Genomic DNA, 19299 nt, shown 5'->3' on the forward strand with positions numbered 1-19299 from the left:
CGTCAGTAGTGCTGGCACACTCTTGCAGCCGACGTCCCCTCGGTTTCATTGGCACTTGAACCGCATATTCTGGCACATCATATGCGGCAGATTTATGCCCTGTTGTCCAAATCAATTACCGCTCATTCATTGACGCAATACACAATAAAACCCTGACCAAACACGATTTCTTCGAATCCAGCCCATCTCAATGACTGGCCACAAATCAAAAATTCCAGCGGCTAAAACCACACTGATACCTTAGCCGCTGCATTGCCCCCTACTGCTTATTTTGCGTCTCCTTCTCGCACTCCGGCCCAGCCTGCATCTGCTGCCGCACCACGGACATCTTGCTCGGCGAGTCCGCCAGCACTGAGTCAATCCCCAAACAGGCTGCCGCACGATAGTCTTGCGCGTTATTCACGCCAATCGCCATTACCTTGACCTTGGGAGAACGCTTAAAGCACGCAAGCGTCGCAGGCGTCCAAAGCGTTGCATGCACTTCCGTGCGACCTTCGCCGAGCGTGAACTTCTCTATCACCGTAAGCGGACGATGCAATTCAAACGCAACGGATGCGCCCTCTGCAGGCACATCGAGACAGCCTTCGTTCAACAACACTTTTAATAACCGGCCGCGCGTCGCATCGCGTGATTCGAACATCCGGGCCTGGGTATAGGTGGCGAAACTACTTTGATAATCTGCCTCGGTCGAATAAATCGTCACGCGCGGCCATGCCTGCATGTCGCTCAGCACCTGGGCCACGGCTTGCGTCTGAGGAGCCGCGGGCAATGCTTTCATATCAAGCACGACGGGCATATCGGCGGGGATGGCTTGCAAGGCCTCGCGCAACGTCGGAATTCCCACCGGATGCTGTCGATACGGATACTGCTCGACGCCTTGCGCATCGGTTTGCTTGAACGTCCAGCCGGCATTCACCTGAGCCAGCTCAGCAGCCGTGCGGTCCGCTACCGGGCCGCGCGCATTGGTCAATGCCGACAAGTCTGCGGGACGGTACAGCACCGGAATACCATCACGGCTTAACTGCACGGTGAGCCATAAAGCATCGGCATGATTCTCGAGCGAAAGACGAATCGCTTCGAGCGTATTTTCGGGTGCATCGCCCGTACCACCGCGATGCGCGACAATCCGGGGAAACGATGCGACTGTATCAACAGGGTCGAAAGCACAAGCAGAAAACGACACTACACAAGCTGACAATAACGAAACCATATAGAACGAACGCAGCATTCGAGCTCCCAGCCAAAATATTGGACAACTGATGGATATTATCAGCAGAGTAATCTGCTAGTCGGAATCAACGGCACTTATTATGTATGACGCTTATGAGGCCGGAACGTACTGCGGCTACAGAACCGGTATAACCAAACTGAAATACAGGTTCGTCCTTCTCCAGAAACGCCACAACGGTAGCCCCCACCGTTTCATTCGTCACGTTCGTCACCCAGCAAGAAGCGAAGATTGTTTCGCCCGCGGCCCCTCGAAGTACAATGGCGCCTCTTGCCGGTGAGCGTCCGCGGCCTTTTTGCTGTTTTGTCACGCATCGGCCGCACGTCCGCCGCATCCATCCTTTTCTTTCACACTCAAGCGCCGCTGCGCTCTATCTCTATTACTGGCGGCGTCTCAACGATTCTGATCTCAGACAAATGGCCCAATACGTCTTCACCATGAACCGGGTCGGCAAAATCGTGCCGCCCAAACGTCAAATTCTGAAAGATATTTCGCTGTCTTTTTTCCCTGGCGCGAAGATCGGCGTACTCGGCCTGAATGGCTCGGGCAAATCAACGTTGATCCGCATTATGGCGGGCGTTGACCGGGATATCGAAGGCGAAGCCACGCCGATGCCCAACCTCAATATCGGCTATCTGCCCCAGGAGCCTCAGCTCGATCCGCACAAGACCGTGCGTGAAACTGTTGAAGAAGGGCTCGGCGATGTTTTCTCAGCGCAAAAAAAGCTCGACGAAATCTACGCGGCCTATGCCGAACCCGATGCCGATTTCGATGCGCTCGCGGCCGAGCAGGCCAAATATGAAGCAATTCTCGCAACGGCGGATGGCGGCAGCCCTGAGCAACAGCTCGAAGTCGCGGCCGATGCGCTGCGTCTGCCACCTTGGGATGCCAAAATCGAACATTTGTCAGGGGGCGAAAAACGCCGTGTGGCGTTATGCAAACTATTGCTGGAAAAACCAGACATGTTGCTGCTCGACGAGCCGACCAACCACCTCGACGCTGAATCGGTCGACTGGCTCGAGCAGTTTCTGACGCGTTTTCCAGGTACGGTGGTGGCCGTCACGCACGATCGCTACTTCCTCGATAACGCGGCTGAATGGATTCTGGAGCTGGATCGTGGCCATGGCATTCCATGGAAGGGCAATTACAGCAGTTGGCTGGACCAGAAAGAAGAGCGCCTGAAGCAGGAAGAAGCATCCGAATCCGCCCGGCAAAAAGCCATCAAGAAAGAACTGGAATGGGTGCGGCAAAATCCCAAGGGCCGTCAGGCGAAATCAAAAGCGCGGATTGCGCGCTTCGAGGAGCTCAGCAGTCAGGATTACCAAAAGCGCAATGAGACTTCGGAAATATTCATCCCGGTGGGTGACCGCCTGGGCAATGAAGTGATCGAGTTCAAAAACGTCAGCAAGTCATATGGCGACCGCCTGCTGATCGATAACCTGAGCTTCAAGATTCCCGCTGGCGCGATCGTCGGCATTATTGGGCCTAACGGCGCGGGTAAATCGACGCTGTTTCGCATGCTAACGGGCAAGGAGCAACCGGATTCGGGCGAGATCGTACAAGGGCCAACGGTCAAGCTGGCCTATGTGGACCAGAGCCGCGATGCGCTCGATGGTGCAAAAACGGTTTTCGAGGAAATTTCGGGCGGCGCCGATATGCTGACGGTGGGCAAATATGAAACTTCGTCGCGCGCCTATATCGGCCGCTTCAACTTCAAGGGCGGCGATCAGCAAAAAAATGTGGGCAATTTGTCGGGGGGCGAGCGTGGCCGGTTGCATCTGGCAAAAACGCTGATCGCGGGCGGCAACGTGCTGCTGCTTGACGAGCCGTCAAACGATCTCGATGTCGAAACACTGCGCGCCCTTGAAGATGCCTTGCTCGAGTTCGCAGGCTCGGTGATGGTGATTTCACACGATCGCTGGTTCCTTGACCGGATCGCCACGCATATCCTGGCATTCGAGGGCGATTCGCAAGTCACGTTCTTTGACGGCAACTACCAGGAATACGAAGCGGACAAGCGCAACCGCCTGGGCGAAGAAGCAGCACGGCCAACGCGCCTGCGTTACAAGCCCATCAGCCGTTAAACCAGCCACTCAAGTTGCAAGTAGCCACCGAATGGCGGTTACTTGCAGCGCCGCAGCCGGTTTTTTGTTTTTCCCCCTCCATCTATACCGGCTGCGTGCGTGCCTCAAGCCATGCCTTGGCCTCGCCCGATACATGCGGGCTAACTCGCGCACGCACAGTGGCATGGTACGCATTGAGCCATGCACGCTCATCCTCGCGCATGAGTGGCAAGGCAATGCAGCGGGTGTCGATTGGGCACAGCGTCAGCGTTTCAAACTTGAGAAAATCGCCGAATTCGGTTTTTTCCGCTGCGCAGTTCAGCACCAGGTTTTCGATCCGGATGCCCCATTTGCCGGGACGGTACAAACCGGGCTCAACCGAGGTAATCATGCCTTCTTCCATCGCCGTCCAGGCTTCTGCTGGCGCGTAATGCGAAATCACCTGCGGTCCTTCATGAACGTTCAGGAAATAGCCTACGCCGTGCCCCGTGCCATGACCATAATCCGCGCCGGCCTCCCAGATTGGCGCACGGGCAATAGCATCCAGCATCGGCGAGCGAATACCGCGCGGAAACTGCGCCCGGGACAGCGCGATCGTGCCTTTCAGCACGGTGGTGAAGTCGCGTCGATGGGCCTCGGTAATCGTGCCGATGGGTACGACGCGCGTAATGTCTGTCGTCCCGCTCAGGTACTGGCCGCCTGAATCAATCAGCAGCAGGCCATCGCCTTCGATGACCGCATGCGCTTGCGGCGTGGCACGGTAATGCGGCATCGCACCATTCGCATTAAACCCAGCGATGGTGGCAAAGCTCAGCGTCACAAAACCAGGGCGGCGGGCACGAGCGGCACTCAAGCGCTCGTCAATCGTGAGCTCGGTGATCGTTTCGCGGCCCAGCGCGCCTTCGAACCACGCGAAAAATTCGGCCAGTGCAGCACCATCCTGTTCCATCGTCGCCCGAATGTGTTCGGCATCAGCGGCGGTTTTACGCGACTTGAAAAACGTCGAGGGATTGACGGCCTCAATCAGGCGTACCCCAGACGGCACCGCTTGCAGCAGACCAAACGTGACCCGGCGCGGATCGACCAGCAGCGTGGCCCCCGTGGGGAGCGCGGCAAGCGCGGCTTGCGCCTGCGCGTAAGGCTCGACACGAACGCCATCGCGCGCCAGCGCTTCGGCCAGCGCGGATGACACCTTGCCAGGCGCGACGAAGAGGGAAACATCATCGGGCCCAATCAGCGCATGCGCGACAAACACGGGGTTGTACGTGACATCGGCGCCGCGCAGGTTGAGTAGCCATGCCAGATCATCGAGCGTCGAAATGAAATGCCATTGCGCGCCTTTTTCCTGCATGGCCTGCCGGACCTGAGCAAGTTTTTCTGCCCGGCTCACACTGACGTGAGGCGTGACGTGTTCATAGACAGCATCGGCAGGCAAGGCGGGGCGCTGCGGCCAGATGGCGTCGAACAGGTCGGCGTCGGTTCGCAAGCGGACACCTTGCGCTGTAAGCGCAACGTCCAGCGCACGGGCCGCCGCCACACCGAGCACCGCACCGTCCACGCCCACCGTGCCGCCCGCTGCGACGTTGTGCGCCAACCAGTCGAAATGCGGCTGGGATTGCTGCCCCGCTGTCATCTTCATCAGCTCAATACCGCTGCCCGCTAATTGTGCGGCGGCCTGTTCCCAGTAACGGCTGTCCGCCCACAATCCGGCAGCGCTGCGGGTAACCACGAGCGTTCCGGCTGAGCCCGTAAAACCGGAAAGCCATTCCCGTGCCTGCCAGCGCTCGGGCAGATATTCAGACAAATGAGGATCTGCAGAGGGCACCAGATAGGCATCGAGCCCTTCTTGCGCCATGGCGTGACGCAGGCGCGCGAGGCGCTCAGGGATAGGAGAGGCTTCGGGGAGTCGGGCATTCATGGAGTTCACCTGTTGATAGATTCAGCGACGGCGCAACATACCCACCGTCATCGCAACGGCAATCAGTGCGACGGCGGTGCAAACCGGCCATTCGAGCATGCTGCCATCATGAAAGAAGCCGGTGAGGTTACCGGTCATATTAGCCAGCACCGTACCCAACACGCCGACTAGCAGCGCCATCCAGCATGGCACGCGGCTCATGCGGCGCAGCGGATGCAACCACCACCCCATTAACCCCACCGCGAGGCCTAGCACGACAAGACCGGCCCAGCCCATTAGTGGACAACCCCGGTAAAATTCAGAGTTATCTCATAGTCGCCAATAAATCGGATGGCTAGCATTCTTGCCTCTTAATCAAAAAATCAGCACGGCGTTGTTCTGCCTGGCGGTCGAGTGTAGAGGGCAGGATCAGGTAAGGCAAGCATGCCCATCGTCCGTCGTGCCGATCCGCCAGCCATGCGAATCGCCCTTGTTGAGCCGGACCTCTCCCGCGCGGAAATTGTCTCCCGGCTGCTGTTTGCTGGTGGTCATGCGTGTCAGCATTTCATGGCCAGCGCGCCGTTTCTCGCGTGCGCCGCCGACGAATTTTTCGATCTTCTGCTCACGGCCACGTGGGCAGGCGATCGTCCTGCTGAAGATGTCATTGCCCTCGCCCGCAGCATTTTGCCTGGTTTGCCGGCCATTGTGATGATGGTCGCCCCGCGTGAAAGCGAGATCGTCGGCGCGCTGCAAGCAGGTGCCGACGATTGCCTGTCCAAGCCCGTGCGTGGCCCCGAAATGCTCGCGCGAGTCGACGCGGTGTTTCGCCGGGCAGGCGTGTGCCGCCCACCCAACCGGACACGCAACAACTTTGGCGACTATTTTTTTGATACCACGCATAGCGAAGTGCGATTTCGCAACCAGTGCGCGACGCTCACGCCCAAAGAATTCCGCTTTGCGCTTTTGCTGTTCGTCAACCTGTCGCGGCCAGTCTCGCGGGCGCACATTCTTGAAACGGTCTGGGCGCGCCGCCGCGACGTTAAATCGCGCACCCTCGACACTCATGCGTCACGGGTACGAACCAAGCTTCAGTTACGCCCTGAATACGGCTACAGCCTCGTGCCGCTCTACGGCTATGGCTATCAGTTGAACGAGGTCCCGCCCGACGGCGCAACCCGTGCCCCGTTACCCGAGCCGGATGAAAGAATTGTAGAAACGCTATAATATCCGGCTATAACCATAGCCCCCACCATGCAGCTTCTAACGATCGGAATCAATCACCACACAGCGCCTGTCGCCTTGCGCGAGCGTGTGGCGTTTCCGCTCGAACAAATCAAACCCGCCCTCGCCACCTTCAAGGATATCTGGCTGGGCCGCGCGGCAAAGGCCACGCCGGAAGCCGCGATCCTCTCTACCTGCAACCGCACCGAGCTCTACTGCGCCACCGACGATCAAGCGGCGCGCGAAGGCGCGATCCACTGGCTGTCCAAATATCACAACCTGCCGGTTAGCGAACTCGCCCCTCATGTCTATTCGCTACCGCAATCAGAAGCGGTGCGGCATGCATTTCGCGTAGCCTCGGGGCTCGATTCGATGGTGCTAGGCGAAACCCAGATCGTCGGGCAAATGAAAGACGCGGTGCGCACGGCGTCCGAAGCGGGCGCGCTCGGAACATACCTGAACCAGCTGTTTCAGCGTACGTTCGCGGTCGCTAAAGAGGTCCGCAGCACCACCGAAATCGGCGCGCAATCGGTTTCGATGGCGGCGGCGGCGGTACGCCTCGCGCAGCGTATTTTCGAAGATATCTCGAGCCAGCGCGTGCTGTTCATCGGCGCGGGCGAAATGATCGAACTATGCGCCACGCATTTCGCCGCGCAGCAGCCGCGCGAGCTAGTGGTGGCCAACCGCACCGCCGAACGCGGCACGCGGCTCGCCGAGCGCTTTAACGGCCATGCCATTCCGCTCTCCGAGCTGCCTTCACGCATGAATGAATTCGACATCATCGTGTCGTGTACGGCGTCAACGCTGCCCATTATTGGCTTGGGAGCCGTCGAACGAGCCGTCAAGGCGCGCCGCCACCGGCCGATTTTCATGGTCGATCTGGCCGTGCCACGCGATATCGAGCCCGAAGCCGCTCTGCTCGAAGACGTCTTTCTGTATACCGTCGATGATCTCGGCGCGATTGTCCGCGAGGGCAATGCCTCCCGCCAGGCCGCCGTCGCCCAGGCCGAAGCCATCATCGAAACCCGCGTGCAAAACTTCATGCAATGGCTCGACTCGCGCAGCATCGTGCCGGTTATCCGCCATATGCATACGCAAGCCGACACCTTGCGTCGCGCCGAGCTCGAACGGGCGCAAAAAATGCTCGCGCGCGGCGACGACCCTGCCGTGGTGCTCGAAACGCTCTCCCAAGCCCTGACCAACAAGCTGATCCACGGCCCCACACATGCGCTCAACCGCGCCAGCAACGACAAGCGCGACACGCTGATCGAACTGATGAGCGGCTTCTACAGCCACGCCGGATCATCCGGGCATTAGTGGCGCTCCGGGCGCTGGGCGCCCACCCCCTTTCCGCATTTGACGCAGCCGCGTCGCACCGCCCAGGCGGTCACGTGTTGCCCCCTTGATCTGCTGTCCTTTCCGGAGTCCGCTCCGTTTCCCCATGAAAACGAGCATGCAAAGCAAGCTCGACCAGCTCACTACCCGGCTGGCCGAACTCAATGACCTGTTAAGCCGCCAGGACATCACCGCCAATCGTGACCAGTACCGCAAGCTCACCCGTGAGCACGCGGAACTCGGCCCCGTCGTCGAACATTACGCGCTCTGGCGGCAGGCGGCAGGCGATGCCGCCACGGCACAAGAACTGCTGTCCGATGCATCGATGCGCGAGTTCGCTGACGAGGAACTCCGCGCGGCACGCGAACGCATGGAGCGGCTCGCCAGCGAGCTCCAAACCATGCTGCTGCCCAAAGACCCGAATGATGAGCGCAACATCTTCGTCGAAATCCGCGCGGGCACCGGTGGCGACGAATCCGCACTGTTCGCGGGCGACTTGCTGCGCATGTATCTGCGTTACGCGGAACGCAACCGCTGGCAGGTCGAAATGATGTCCGCGAGCGAATCCGATCTGGGCGGTTACAAGGAAGTCATCGTGCGCATAGCGGGCGAGGCGGCTTATTCGAAACTGAAATTCGAGTCAGGTGGCCATCGCGTGCAGCGCGTGCCCGCCACCGAAACCCAGGGCCGTATCCATACCTCGGCCTGTACCGTCGCGGTAATGCCGGAAGCCGACGAAATCGGCGAAGTCGAAATTAATCCGGCTGATTTGCGCATCGATACCTTTCGCGCCTCGGGGGCGGGCGGGCAGCACATCAACAAGACGGATTCTGCGGTCCGCGTCACGCATTTGCCGACAGGCATCGTCGTCGAATGTCAGGACGACCGCTCGCAACACAAAAACAAGGATCGGGCACTGAAAGTACTGGCCGCCCGGATCAAGGACAAGCAAGAGCATGAGCAGCACACCAAAGAAGCCGCCACGCGCAAAAGCCTGATCGGTTCGGGCGACCGCTCCGAGCGGATTCGCACGTATAACTTCCCTCAGGGACGCATGACCGATCACCGGATCAACCTGACGCTGTATCGCCTCGAAGCCATCATGGATGGCGATCTGAATGAGCTCATCGCCGCGCTCGTCAGCGAACATCAGGCTGAACTGCTCGCATCGCTCGGCGATACGGATTAATGCCAAACCGCTCGCATGGATTGCATGGATACCGTTGCCTCGCTTTTACGCGCCACCGCGCTCCCGCTGCCTGAAGCGCGCATTCTGCTGAGCGCGGCGCTCGGCTGGCATCGCACCCAGCTCATCACGCGCGATCACGAGCCGCTCGAGCCTGCCGCCGTTAGCCGTTACCGCGCGCTCGAAGCACGCCGCCAGGCGGGCGTACCCGTGGCGCAGCTGATCGGTGCCCGGGAGTTCTTCGGACTGGAATTCGAAGTCACGCCAGCGGTGCTGATTCCGCGCCCTGAAACCGAGTTGCTAGTCGATACCGCGCTGACGGTGCTCGCCGAAGTGGCACATCCACGCGTCCTCGATCTGGGCACCGGCACTGGCGCGATTGCCATCGCGCTGGCCGCCATGCGGCCTGAGGCGCGGGTCTGGGCCGTTGAGCGCTCGCCTGATGCGCTCGCGGTCGCCACCCGCAATGCCGCCCGCCTGCTTGACGCAGCGCGCCCTGGCGGCCCCTTGCAACTACGCCAGGGCGACTGGTATGCCGCACTCGATGACGGATTGCAATTCGATCTCATCGTCAGCAACCCGCCTTATATCGCGTCCGGCGATCCCCACCTGGCCTCGGGCGATCTACGCTTCGAACCACGTGCGGCCTTGACCGATGAAGCCGATGGCCTGAGTGCGATCCGCCAGATCATTGATGGCGCCACCGGATGGCTTGTGCCTCACGGCACGCTCTGGATCGAACACGGCTACGACCAGGCCGCGGCCGTCCGGTCGCGGCTTGCTGCCCAGCATTTTGCCAACGTGCACTCCGTGCGCGATCTGGCAGGCATCGAGCGCATTAGCGGCGGCAAAATGGCTTGATTCAGACAGCAGTTCGGTCTAATCAGCGTGGTTAGCATCGAAATCCGCTATCATTTCGCTCTATTCGCCCTATTTCCCCCTACTTCAGAAAAGCGCAAGGTCAGTCATGGACACGCAACAACGCATCAAGCAAATCGTCGACGAAAACGCCGTCGTGCTCTTCATGAAAGGCAGCGCACAGTTTCCGATGTGCGGTTTTTCCGGCCGCGCCATCCAGATCCTGAAAGCCTGCGGCGTCACACAAATCAAAACCGTCAATGTCCTCGAAGACGAAGAAATTCGCTCAGGCATCAAAACCTTCTCCAACTGGCCGACCATCCCCCAGTTGTATGTCAACGGCGAATTCATTGGCGGCTCGGACATCATGATGGAGATGTATGAATCCGGCGAGCTGCAGCAGCTGTTCACTGCCGCGTAATTTCCCTTCTTTTTTCTTTTTTCGGCCGAGCCGAGAGACTCGATGACCGCTGCCATCGCCGCGCCACGCCGGCTCATTGTCGCCATCACAGGTGCAACAGGCGCGATCTACGGCGTTCAGATGCTCAAAACGCTGCGCCAGCTGGGCGGCATCGAAAGCCATCTGCTCGTTTCCGCTGCCGGCTGGCTCAATATCCAGCATGAGCTGGCGCTCTCCCGGGCTGAGGTCCACGCCCTGGCGAATGTGGTTCATTCGGTGCGTGACGTCGGCGCGAGCATCGCGTCCGGCTCATTGGCTACCGAGGGCATGATCGTCGCGCCCTGCTCGATGAAAACCCTCGCCAGCATCGCCCATGGTCTGTCCGACAATCTGGTGACACGCAGCGCCGATGTCACGCTCAAGGAACGGCGGCGTCTCGTGCTTCTGGTGCGTGAAACTCCGTTTAATCTCGCGCATCTGCGCAACATGACCGCCGTGACCGAAATGGGCGGCATCGTCTTTCCACCGCTGCCCGCTTTTTATAACCATCCCTCCTCCCTTGAAGAGATGGTCGAGCACACCGTCCACCGGGTGCTGGATCTCTTTGCGCTCGGCCCCGCCCTCGCGCCAGCCTGGCCCGGGCTGCACCCTACGCCCCCGTCCCCGTCCCCGTTACCTGACTGACGGCTGACCGGGTTCATCCTGCGCGCGCCGCTCGGGGCATTCCCGACGGACATGGCATAGACAATTCCATTTTTGCTGTTTATCTCGCGCCCGTGCGTCCTTATATTTGACGGATTGCAACCCACCTGCCGCCCAATGCGGCCCGGTCTGTCATGATCTCCCTACCGTCCCTGTTTCTCTCGCATGGCGCGCCGACGCTTCCTATCGACCCCTCGCTGCCCTCCGCCGAGTTCGCTACCCTCGCAGCCAGCCTGCCTCGCCCCGAGGCGATCCTGATGCTCTCAGCACATTGGGGCACGACAGAACCCGTGGCCAGCATCTCGACGCATCCGGAAACGATTCACGATTTCAGCGGATTTCCACGCCAGTTGTATGAGATCCAGTACCCCGCGCCTGGTGCACCCGAAGTCGCACGTCGCGCAGCGGCGCTGCTTAGCGACAGCGGCATCCTGACCCACACGCAGCCTCATGGCCTGGATCACGGCGCGTGGGTGCCGTTGCTTCTGATGTTTCCTCACGCAGATGTGCCGGTGGCCCAACTATCGATTCAGCCACGCCAGGGAGCGGAACACCACTTTCGCATCGGCCGCGCGCTGCGTGCGCTCCGGAAAGACGGTGTCATGGTGATCGGTTCGGGCCAAATCACGCACAACCTGTACACCGCTGATTTTTCTGCTCACCGCGACGACGCCGATCCGCTGGTCACAGAATTCACCGACTGGTTCGAGAGCCGCCTGGCAGCACATGATATCGATGCGCTACTCGACTATCGCCGCCAGGCGCCTCACGCGGCGCTGATGCATCCCACCGATGAACATCTGCTGCCGGTGTTTGCCACACTCGGCGCCGCCGACGACGATTACACGCTGACGATCCAGTCGCTGGGCACGTTCCAGCGCTCGCTGGCGATGACCCATTACATCTTTGGCTCGGCTTGACGCTGTAGCGCACCTTGCGCCCATGAAAAAACCCGTCTGAACATAAATTCAGACGGGTTTTTCACACTTTCATGCCAACCATGCCGCCCACATCGAGGCCATGGCTTATACAGCTGGACAGCTGGATGTCTAGACGCCTTGCCCGTTGAGAATATCGGCTTGCGATTCACGCTCATCGAGATACCCGGTGCGATAGCCGGTGTGCACGCCCCAGTAGTAAAAGACCAGCGAGCAGACAATCACGAGCAACATGTCCCAGCCGTACGGCAAGATGCCCCGGCCGCCAAACTCCTTGCTACCGGTGAGTGACAGCAACGCCATCGTCGGCAAATAGGCCACCAGCCACCATGCGGCTTTCAGATCACGGCTCCAGCCTTCGAACCCGGATTTCGCCTGGAAATAGAAATACACGGGCAGCGCAACAATCATCAGCAAGATGATTTCGCCAGTCAGCGGCCATCGGGCCCAATACAGCACCAGCGACGCGCAGACAAAAGCAAACGGCGCGATCAGCGACATACCCGGAATGCGCAGCGGACGCTCGATATCCGTTGCGGCACGGCGCAGCGCCATCAGACTAATGGGGCCGGTGAGGTAAGAGATCACGGTTGCCACCGAAATCACCGCTGCGAGCGAACTCCAGCCCCGGAAAAAGAACAGGAAGACAAACGAAACCAGCAAGTTGAACCACATCGCCTGACGCGGCACACCATAAAACGGATGCACGTTGCCGAACATCCTGGGCATCGTGTTATTGCGCTCCATCGCGTAGATCATGCGGGTCGTCGTCGCCATGTACGTCGTACCCGTGCCGCTTGGACTCACGAACGCGTCGATGTACAGCAAGATAGCGAGCCAGTTCAAATTCAAGGCAATTGCCAGCTCGGCGAACGGTGAGGCGAAATTGAAGTGGCTCCAGCCATTCACCACGTCGGCAGGGTTGACCGCGCCGATGTAGGCGACTTGCAGCAAGACGTAGATCACCAGCGCAATCAGGATCGAACCAATCACGGCAATCGGGACGCTTTTGCCTGGATTACGCGCCTCGCCCGCGAGGTTGATCGGGCTCTGGAAGCCATTGAAGGCGAATACGATACCGCTGGTTGCCACGGCGGTCAGCACCGACGACCAGCCATAAGGCGCGAAGGTGGCCGCTTCGCCGAAGTTCTCGTGATGAAAGCCCGTCAGCATCAGACCCGCGATCGTCGCCCCCGGAATCAGGAACTTGAACACCGTGATCAAGCTGTTGGCGCGGGCGAAGAGCTTCACACCCCAGTAGTTCAGCAGGAAATAAATCACCACCAGCGCCGCCGATAACAAGAGCCCGGGCGTGGTGAGCGAGCCATCGATAAAGAGCTCACGCGCCCAGTCGTAGGGCCAGGTGCTCATGTATTGGATCGACGCTTCGGCCTCGATCGGAATCACCGAAACAATCGCAATCCAGTTGGCCCACGCGCTGATAAAGCCCACCAACGCGCCGTGTGAATAGCGTGCGTAGCGCACCATACCGCCCGATTCGGGGAACATCGCGCCCAGTTCGGCATAGGCCAGCGCGATCGACAAGATCACCACAGCACCGATCACCCAGGCGCAAATTGCGGCAGGCCCGGCGATTTTCGCCGCCTTCCAGGCGCCAAACAGCCAGCCCGATCCAATGATCGAACCGAGCCCGGTCAACATCAGCGCAAACGGCCCGATGTTCCGTTGAATAGAACTTTTCACTTCTTCTCCTGTATCAAAAACATGTCGTCACCGTGCTACGTCGCCTCATGGCGCAAAAGGACTGATGACGGGCAGCATGGACGGGAGTTCAGAACAGGGGAGAGAAATCCGGACAGGGCACAACCGCCACGCGGCGCGTAGTTTAACGACTGCTTCAAGCAAATGTAGCTAAATTACGGGTTCTCCCTGGTAAAAAAATCCTCTAGACGAAAGATTTGTAAGAAGAAATGACTTGTTACAGGAAAACCTTGTAAAGATTTGCAGATACTGTTGACCTTCTCTCGAAATCCCCGTATAAAGTCCGGGCAGGATTTCAAGCGGCGAGTGAATTGGTCTTTCGTAGTTCGCCCATCAACGGTACTCCGGTTGGTCCTATTACCCCTTCCTTGATTTTCATGCACCCACGGGCTTCGGCCTTATTCACCATTATTTAGGAACAAGTAACATGGAAACCGGTACCGTCAAGTGGTTCAATGACGCAAAGGGCTTTGGCTTTATCACGCCTGACGGCGGTGGCGAAGATCTGTTCGCGCATTTCTCTGAAATCCGCGCAGAAGGCTTCAAGACACTGCAAGAAAATCAAAAGGTTACGTTTGAAGTTAAGACGGGCCCGAAAGGCAAGCAAGCTGCAAACATCAAGCCGGTGTAAGCAGGCGCTTCCTTTTCTGGGTGCCTGATGCCTCGCTTTGGCGAGGTATTAGTATCCGGTTATAAAAAAGCCGCTCCACATTTTGTGGCGCGGCTTTTTTTATTTTTCCCATACTTTTTAATTACATTAAAATAACACGGTCATGCGAAATGCATTATTTCCTATATGCGCCTGCCTACTGAAGCCAGCAATAACTATTTTTAACAAATTAATGACCGTTTAAAATCACTGGAATATCCGTTTGGCGTGTATGCCGAGGCCTGTCGCCACGCTGGCCAAACGGTCGCCAAAAACCGGCTGCGCCTGCGGCAATGCCGCCGCCAGCGCCCCTGACAGGAAAGCAAGCCCGGTTGAGCCGCCTGTGAAGTAGATCGCATTCACGTCCGCCGTACTCACTCCCGCCCTCTGCACTGTGTCGCGCGCGGCTTGCACAATGCGCTGGGTTTCGTCCTGTCCCGCCAAAATCAGTTGCGCCTCATCAAACGGCAAGCACAAGTCATCTTCGAGCAACGCCAGATCAATCGTCGTTTCGCCGCCTGCGGCAATGCCGATCTTGGCTTCTTCCGCACGGGCGGCGAGTGCATGCCCAAGACGCTGGTCGACAATGCGCATGAGCCGATCGTGATGGCGCACATTGGTGAAAAGATGCCTCATCAACGTCAGTTCGCTCACCCGCTTCGGCGCGTACACCGTATTGATCAGGTGCCATGTCGCAAGGTCGAAATAAACCCGGTTCGGTACTTCACGGCCCTCGGGATCCAGCGCCTGATAACCCACTTCACGCAAAATCGTGTTCAGCTCGACACGCCGGTCGAAATCCGTTCCCGCGACGTGAACCCCGTGGTGCGCTAGCACATCGTCTTTCCGCTCGACACGTTTCATCCGCTCTGGGCCGACTCGCACCAGTGAGAAATCCGACGTGCCGCCACCGATATCCGCCACCAGCACCAGCTCTTCCTGAGTCAGTTTCGACTCGTAATCGAACGCGGCGGCAATCGGCTCGTACTGAAAGTGAATCTCATGCAACCCCACCGCCTGCGCCGCCGCTTCAAGCTGCTGCTGCGCGAGATGATCGGCCCGCGGATCGTCATCGACAAAAAAGACCGGGCGGCCCAGCACCGCGCGCTCAATCGGCATACCGGTGCAAGCTTCAGCCTGGCGCTTCAGATGACCAATAAAAAGCGCGATGACATCCGTGTATTTGATCGCCGAACCATCGCCAAGATCGGTCATGTTGTCAGCCAGCGCCGAGCCCAGGATGCTCTTCATCGAACGCATCAGACGCCCGTCGAAACCATCGATATAAGCTTCCAGCGCGGCACGCCCAAATGCCTGAGTGTGTTCGTCCGTGTTAAAAAAAACCGCAGTGGGCAGCGTCGTGTACGCGTCTTCCACGGGAGCGAGAACCAGCTGTGACACCTCGCCCACCGGCACCGCGACAGCCGAATTGGATGTGCCGAAATCAATCGCGCAATAGGTCATGGCATGACAAAAAAGAAAAGAATTACCGCGTCTGGCTAATGCGGATAGAGATAGAAATAAGAGCGGCTTTGTAACACAGAAACACCGTCTGCTTCAATTTGGCGGCGGTGCCATTGGGGAGATCCATTTTGCAAAAAGAGACTCAATGGCCTGCAAAATAAAAAACGCGTGGAATCGACTACACCACGCGTTTTTGCCCCTCACCTATTCATGCGCACGCTTTAAAGCCTATTCAATGGCTTTACGTTGCGCTTAAAACGCCTTTTTCCAGGCGCTTTGGTATGCGACCTCACCCAGCGGGAAACGGGTGCGTACCGATTTTTCGCGCTCGCGCAAAACCGGATCCAGCTTCTCGACGTCGCCATAGTGGCCTAACGAAATCATCGCCAGCACATCGACATCCGCTGGAAGCGAGAACACCGTGCGAAATGCCGCAGCATCAAACCCACCCATCTGGTGCGCCGCCAGGCCCAGCGCGTGCGCCTGCAAAACCAGCGACATGGCAGCAGCACCCGCGTCATAAGCAGCGCTCCGGTTCACTTCGCCCTTGTTTGTCAGCGTATGCGTAGTCACAGCGATCAGCACGGGAACAGGCGCGTTCCAGTCCTGATTGAACGGCACAAGCGTGGCGAACGCCTGTTTAAAAGCGACTTCGTCAGCGCTGCGATCGAAGACGATAAAACGCCATGGCTGCGCGTTGTACGACGAAGGCGCCCAACGCGCGGCTTCGAGCACCGCGTGCAGATGCTCGCGGCTAACAGGCTCACTGGAATAGGCACGCGGACTCCAGCGGCCCGCGATCAGTTCATGGACAGGCACAGCGGTCGGAGCAGATTTATTGGTCATTGAGGTCTCTCGGTCGAAATGCGTCTATCGAAGGGCTCACGGCTTAACACCCGGGGGCACATAGCATAACCGGACATCGGGCCAGGTGTGAGGGGAAAGCAAATTGGAAAGAGAACGCGTCGATTTTTATTTTTTAACCTTTTTGCGATTTATATCGCCTGCGTAATTAGCAGTATCAGGAGGAATTTTTGCGCTAAAACCAAGCTACATTTCGTGATCCTGCGGTTTGATGGTTTATTCCGCATCACTAACAACGGGCCGAGGCAAAGCGTCCGCTGTCGCTGGGAGAGCTTGTCGTGAGTCGCCGCCGGTCGCATTTTGTTTCCGCTGCTTCAAACCCGTTCTCTTTTACTTTTTCTCTTCCCCTACTCGCACAACTGCTGCTGGCGTTTGCCCTGCTCCTCAGCGTCACCCCCGTCCAGGCCGACTGCTTCGACCTCTACGCGCAGTCCGGCGCGCGTCCCGGTACCGCCTCCTGTCCCAGCGATGTCGCCAGCAACACCCCCGGCGGCATGGGCCACTACGCCTGCCTCAACGACCTCGCCGCCATCCACCGCTACTGCCGCACCCCCAGCCCCGTCCTGCCTGAAACCAGTTGCCCCATCGCCGATCCGGTCTATCCCGGCACCGGCGTCACCACCCTCGAAGAAACCGATTACGCCACCGGCGATGAACCGCCCGTCGTGTTCCAGCGCCAATACCGCTCCGCCGCCCTGCGGCCCGGCACCTCGTCCAGCGGCGCAGGCAGCGCATTCGGCGCGGGCTGGTCGCATAACTGGCAGCGCCGCCTCGACCTGGCCGCCTCCTCCTCCGCTGCACCGCGCATCACCGCATGGCGCGATAACGGCATGCCGGTCACGTTCAGCCCGTCCGCTGGCCTCTGGCGTCTCACCCGTGGCACAGGCTGGCTGCTCGCGCGCAGCGGCAACGACTGGACGCTGACCAACGCCCGCACCGGCAATACCGAAACCTATTCCCCCCATGGCGTGCTGCGCTCAGTGCGCACCGTCAACGCGGTCATCACCGAACTCAGCTACAGCGATGCCCAGACCCCCGGCAACATCGCGCCCGTCCCCGGGCTGCTGACCGGGATCGACCACTACCAGTTGCAGCGCCGCTTCGCCGCCTCGTTCAGGCTCGCCTATGACGCCCAGCAGCGTCTGGTGCAGATGACCCGCCCCGACGGCGGCATCACGCGCTATGGCTATGACAGCAACGGCAACCTGAATGCCGTGACCTGGCCTGACGGCACGATCCGCCGCTACGTCTACGACGATCCGCGCTTCGTCAGCGCGCTGACCGGCGTCATCGACGAAACCGGCTCGCGCACGGCCACCTGGACCTATGACGCAGAAGGCCGGGCCATCGCGGTCAGCCATCCGGACAGCACGCGCAATGTGCAGTTCGCGTATGGCGAGGGCCGCACGACCGTCACCCGCAGCCAGGGCAGCACGACGCTCGACTTCAGCGCGGCAGGCGGCGTGCTGCGCCCGGACGGCAGCCGCGAGGCGCGCCTCACCTGGGACGCGGCCGGCAACCTGGGCTCACGCAGCACAGGCGAGGGCCGCCGCATCGACTACACCTACGACAGCGCGAACCGGCCCGTCCAGGTGGTGCGCCACGACACGTCCGGCACCACGACAACCCGCGTGCGCTATGCCGATGCGCTGGGGCTGCGGCCTGCCGCCGTGGCTGAGCCGGGGATGATCCGCGCGCTGGTCTATGACGACAGCGGCAGCCTGACGGGCGTCTCGGAGCAGCCGACGACAGATCCAACCGGCGCAAGCGGCTTCGCGGCGACGGCGAGCGGCACGGCGCAGACCTATGGCATGGCCTATGACCGGCTGAACCAGCCGGTGTCCATGACACGCTACGAACAGGGCGTGCCGACTGGCCGCTGGGACTTGCGCTGGGACATGAACGGCAACCTGCGGCTGCTGGCGGGCGGGCCGGACAACGCCGTGCTGGAGATCGGGCGTGACGATGCGCACCGGGTGAACTGGATCAGCGCGGGGGACTTTTCGGTCACGCCGGTCTATGACCTGCGGGGCCGGCTGGTGCAATTCGGCTACAGCGAACGCTACGTGGCGCAGGGCGTGCAGACGTGGCGCAAGCTTGAGGTGACTTACCGCTACGCCGCCGATGGGCGGGTGACCGAGCGTCACGCGACGGTGCGTGTGGGCCGTGGCGCGCCGGTGGCGCTGTCGCAGGCCGAGACGGATGGCTGGCTGGATAACTACGAGGCGGGGGTGGTGCCTGCGGGGCCTCAGGCGGGATGGGGGCCGGTGGCGGATGCGCGGTCGTTGCACGCGGCGACGGGGGGCGCGGCGGCCGGGGCTGGTCCGCCGCAGGAAGCGGGGCTGGAGCCGGTTTGTGTCGAATGCATGCTGCTGCCGCATCCCGTGCTGAAGCTGGCGCCGAGGGTGTATGGGTTCATGCGGGGTTACCTGGCCGGGCTGCGCCGGGGGAGGTCAAGGTTGAGGTTGAGGGGGAGCAGTGCACGCCTGCCATGCTCGACCAGTCAACGATAAACTGGGGGCGAAATGACAATCAGCTTTCTCACACATTCCGGCATCTGGACGCCAGAAATATTCCCCGCAAGCCCGTGATGGACGCAATTGAAAAAGATTTGGCTGAAAAAGGGCATCTTTTAAAATTTGACGGTGAGGGAAAGAGTTTCGTGATATTTGTTAACAATATTCGAATTGAATATAACACTTTCAGGCTTTCTCCAACCGAAATTCGCGTCGGGTCTATCCGGCCACCAATTAGAAAACAACCGAATATAAA

General features: G+C 59.6%; 16 protein-coding genes. 10 read left to right on the top strand and 6 right to left on the bottom strand.

The window, feature by feature from the left end; genetic code table 11:
* Positions 1-259: 259 nt before the first annotated feature.
* Positions 260-1228, bottom strand: coding sequence for a glycerophosphodiester phosphodiesterase family protein (locus GH657_RS00750; RefSeq protein ID WP_153098926.1), 969 nt, complete (start codon positions 1226-1228; stop codon positions 260-262).
* A 416-nt stretch (positions 1229-1644) separates the two neighbouring features.
* Here GH657_RS00750 and ettA point away from each other — a divergent pair, with 416 nt between their 5' ends.
* Positions 1645-3312: an energy-dependent translational throttle protein EttA gene (gene ettA, locus GH657_RS00755; protein ID WP_153098927.1), complete on the top strand. Its 1668-nt coding sequence runs from the start codon at positions 1645-1647 to the stop codon at positions 3310-3312.
* Positions 3313-3394: 82 nt separating this feature from the next.
* Here the strand turns inward: ettA and GH657_RS00760 are convergent, their stop codons facing one another.
* Together GH657_RS00760 and GH657_RS00765 are read right to left on the bottom strand one after the other, a co-directional pair.
* The gene (locus tag GH657_RS00760; RefSeq protein ID WP_153098929.1) at positions 3395-5209 is read right to left on the bottom strand and encodes an aminopeptidase P family protein; all 1815 of its coding nucleotides are present in this window, start codon (positions 5207-5209) and stop codon (positions 3395-3397) included.
* A gap of 21 nt (positions 5210-5230) precedes the next feature.
* Entirely contained in the window at positions 5231-5485 is a 255-nt protein-coding gene (locus tag GH657_RS00765) for a hypothetical protein (RefSeq protein WP_153098930.1), read from the bottom strand.
* Between the two features lie 180 nt (positions 5486-5665).
* Here GH657_RS00765 and GH657_RS00770 point away from each other — a divergent pair, with 180 nt between their 5' ends.
* The 7 genes from GH657_RS00770 (at position 5666) to GH657_RS00800 (ending at position 11810) form a co-directional block, all read left to right on the top strand.
* Positions 5666-6412 carry a response regulator transcription factor gene (locus GH657_RS00770; RefSeq protein WP_153101576.1) on the top strand — a complete coding sequence of 249 codons (747 nt, stop codon included), beginning with the start codon at positions 5666-5668 and terminating at the stop codon, positions 6410-6412.
* Positions 6413-6439: 27 nt separating this feature from the next.
* Positions 6440-7726 carry a glutamyl-tRNA reductase gene (gene hemA, locus GH657_RS00775; RefSeq protein ID WP_153098931.1) on the top strand — a complete coding sequence of 429 codons (1287 nt, stop codon included), beginning with the start codon at positions 6440-6442 and terminating at the stop codon, positions 7724-7726.
* A gap of 124 nt (positions 7727-7850) precedes the next feature.
* Positions 7851-8933: a peptide chain release factor 1 gene (prfA, locus tag GH657_RS00780; protein WP_153098933.1), complete on the top strand. Its 1083-nt coding sequence runs from the start codon at positions 7851-7853 to the stop codon at positions 8931-8933.
* A 15-nt stretch (positions 8934-8948) separates the two neighbouring features.
* On the top strand, positions 8949-9791 hold the full coding sequence (gene prmC, locus GH657_RS00785; protein ID WP_153098934.1) for a peptide chain release factor N(5)-glutamine methyltransferase: 843 nt from the start codon (positions 8949-8951) through the stop codon (positions 9789-9791).
* Between the two features lie 106 nt (positions 9792-9897).
* Positions 9898-10209 carry a Grx4 family monothiol glutaredoxin gene (grxD, locus tag GH657_RS00790; protein ID WP_153098936.1) on the top strand — a complete coding sequence of 104 codons (312 nt, stop codon included), beginning with the start codon at positions 9898-9900 and terminating at the stop codon, positions 10207-10209.
* Between the two features lie 42 nt (positions 10210-10251).
* Complete coding sequence (locus GH657_RS00795) at positions 10252-10872, top strand: UbiX family flavin prenyltransferase (RefSeq protein WP_153098937.1); 621 nt, start codon at positions 10252-10254, stop codon at positions 10870-10872.
* Positions 10873-11024: 152 nt separating this feature from the next.
* Complete coding sequence (locus tag GH657_RS00800) at positions 11025-11810, top strand: DODA-type extradiol aromatic ring-opening family dioxygenase (protein WP_153098938.1); 786 nt, start codon at positions 11025-11027, stop codon at positions 11808-11810.
* Positions 11811-11939: 129 nt separating this feature from the next.
* Here the strand turns inward: GH657_RS00800 and GH657_RS00805 are convergent, their stop codons facing one another.
* Positions 11940-13532: an APC family permease gene (locus GH657_RS00805; RefSeq protein WP_153098940.1), complete on the bottom strand. Its 1593-nt coding sequence runs from the start codon at positions 13530-13532 to the stop codon at positions 11940-11942.
* Between the two features lie 445 nt (positions 13533-13977).
* On the opposite strand from GH657_RS00805, the gene GH657_RS00810 reads away from it, so the two are divergent.
* On the top strand, positions 13978-14181 hold the full coding sequence (locus tag GH657_RS00810) for a cold-shock protein (RefSeq protein WP_153098941.1): 204 nt from the start codon (positions 13978-13980) through the stop codon (positions 14179-14181).
* A 225-nt stretch (positions 14182-14406) separates the two neighbouring features.
* Here the strand turns inward: GH657_RS00810 and GH657_RS00815 are convergent, their stop codons facing one another.
* Positions 14407-15663 (bottom strand): Hsp70 family protein, encoded by a 1257-nt coding sequence (locus GH657_RS00815; RefSeq protein ID WP_153098942.1) that lies wholly within the window; start codon positions 15661-15663, stop codon positions 14407-14409.
* Between the two features lie 252 nt (positions 15664-15915).
* Positions 15916-16509, bottom strand: a complete 594-nt coding sequence (locus tag GH657_RS00820) for a nitroreductase family protein (protein WP_153098944.1) — start codon at positions 16507-16509, stop codon at positions 15916-15918.
* A 296-nt stretch (positions 16510-16805) separates the two neighbouring features.
* Between GH657_RS00820 and GH657_RS18350 the strand changes: the two genes are divergently transcribed.
* Entirely contained in the window at positions 16806-19040 is a 2235-nt protein-coding gene (locus tag GH657_RS18350; protein WP_153098945.1) for a DUF6531 domain-containing protein, read from the top strand.
* The last annotated feature ends 259 nt before the right edge of the window (positions 19041-19299 follow it).

The sequence above is a fragment of the Paraburkholderia hayleyella genome (assembly GCF_009455685.1).
GTDB classification, from domain to species: Bacteria; Pseudomonadota; Gammaproteobacteria; order Burkholderiales; family Burkholderiaceae; genus Paraburkholderia; species Paraburkholderia hayleyella.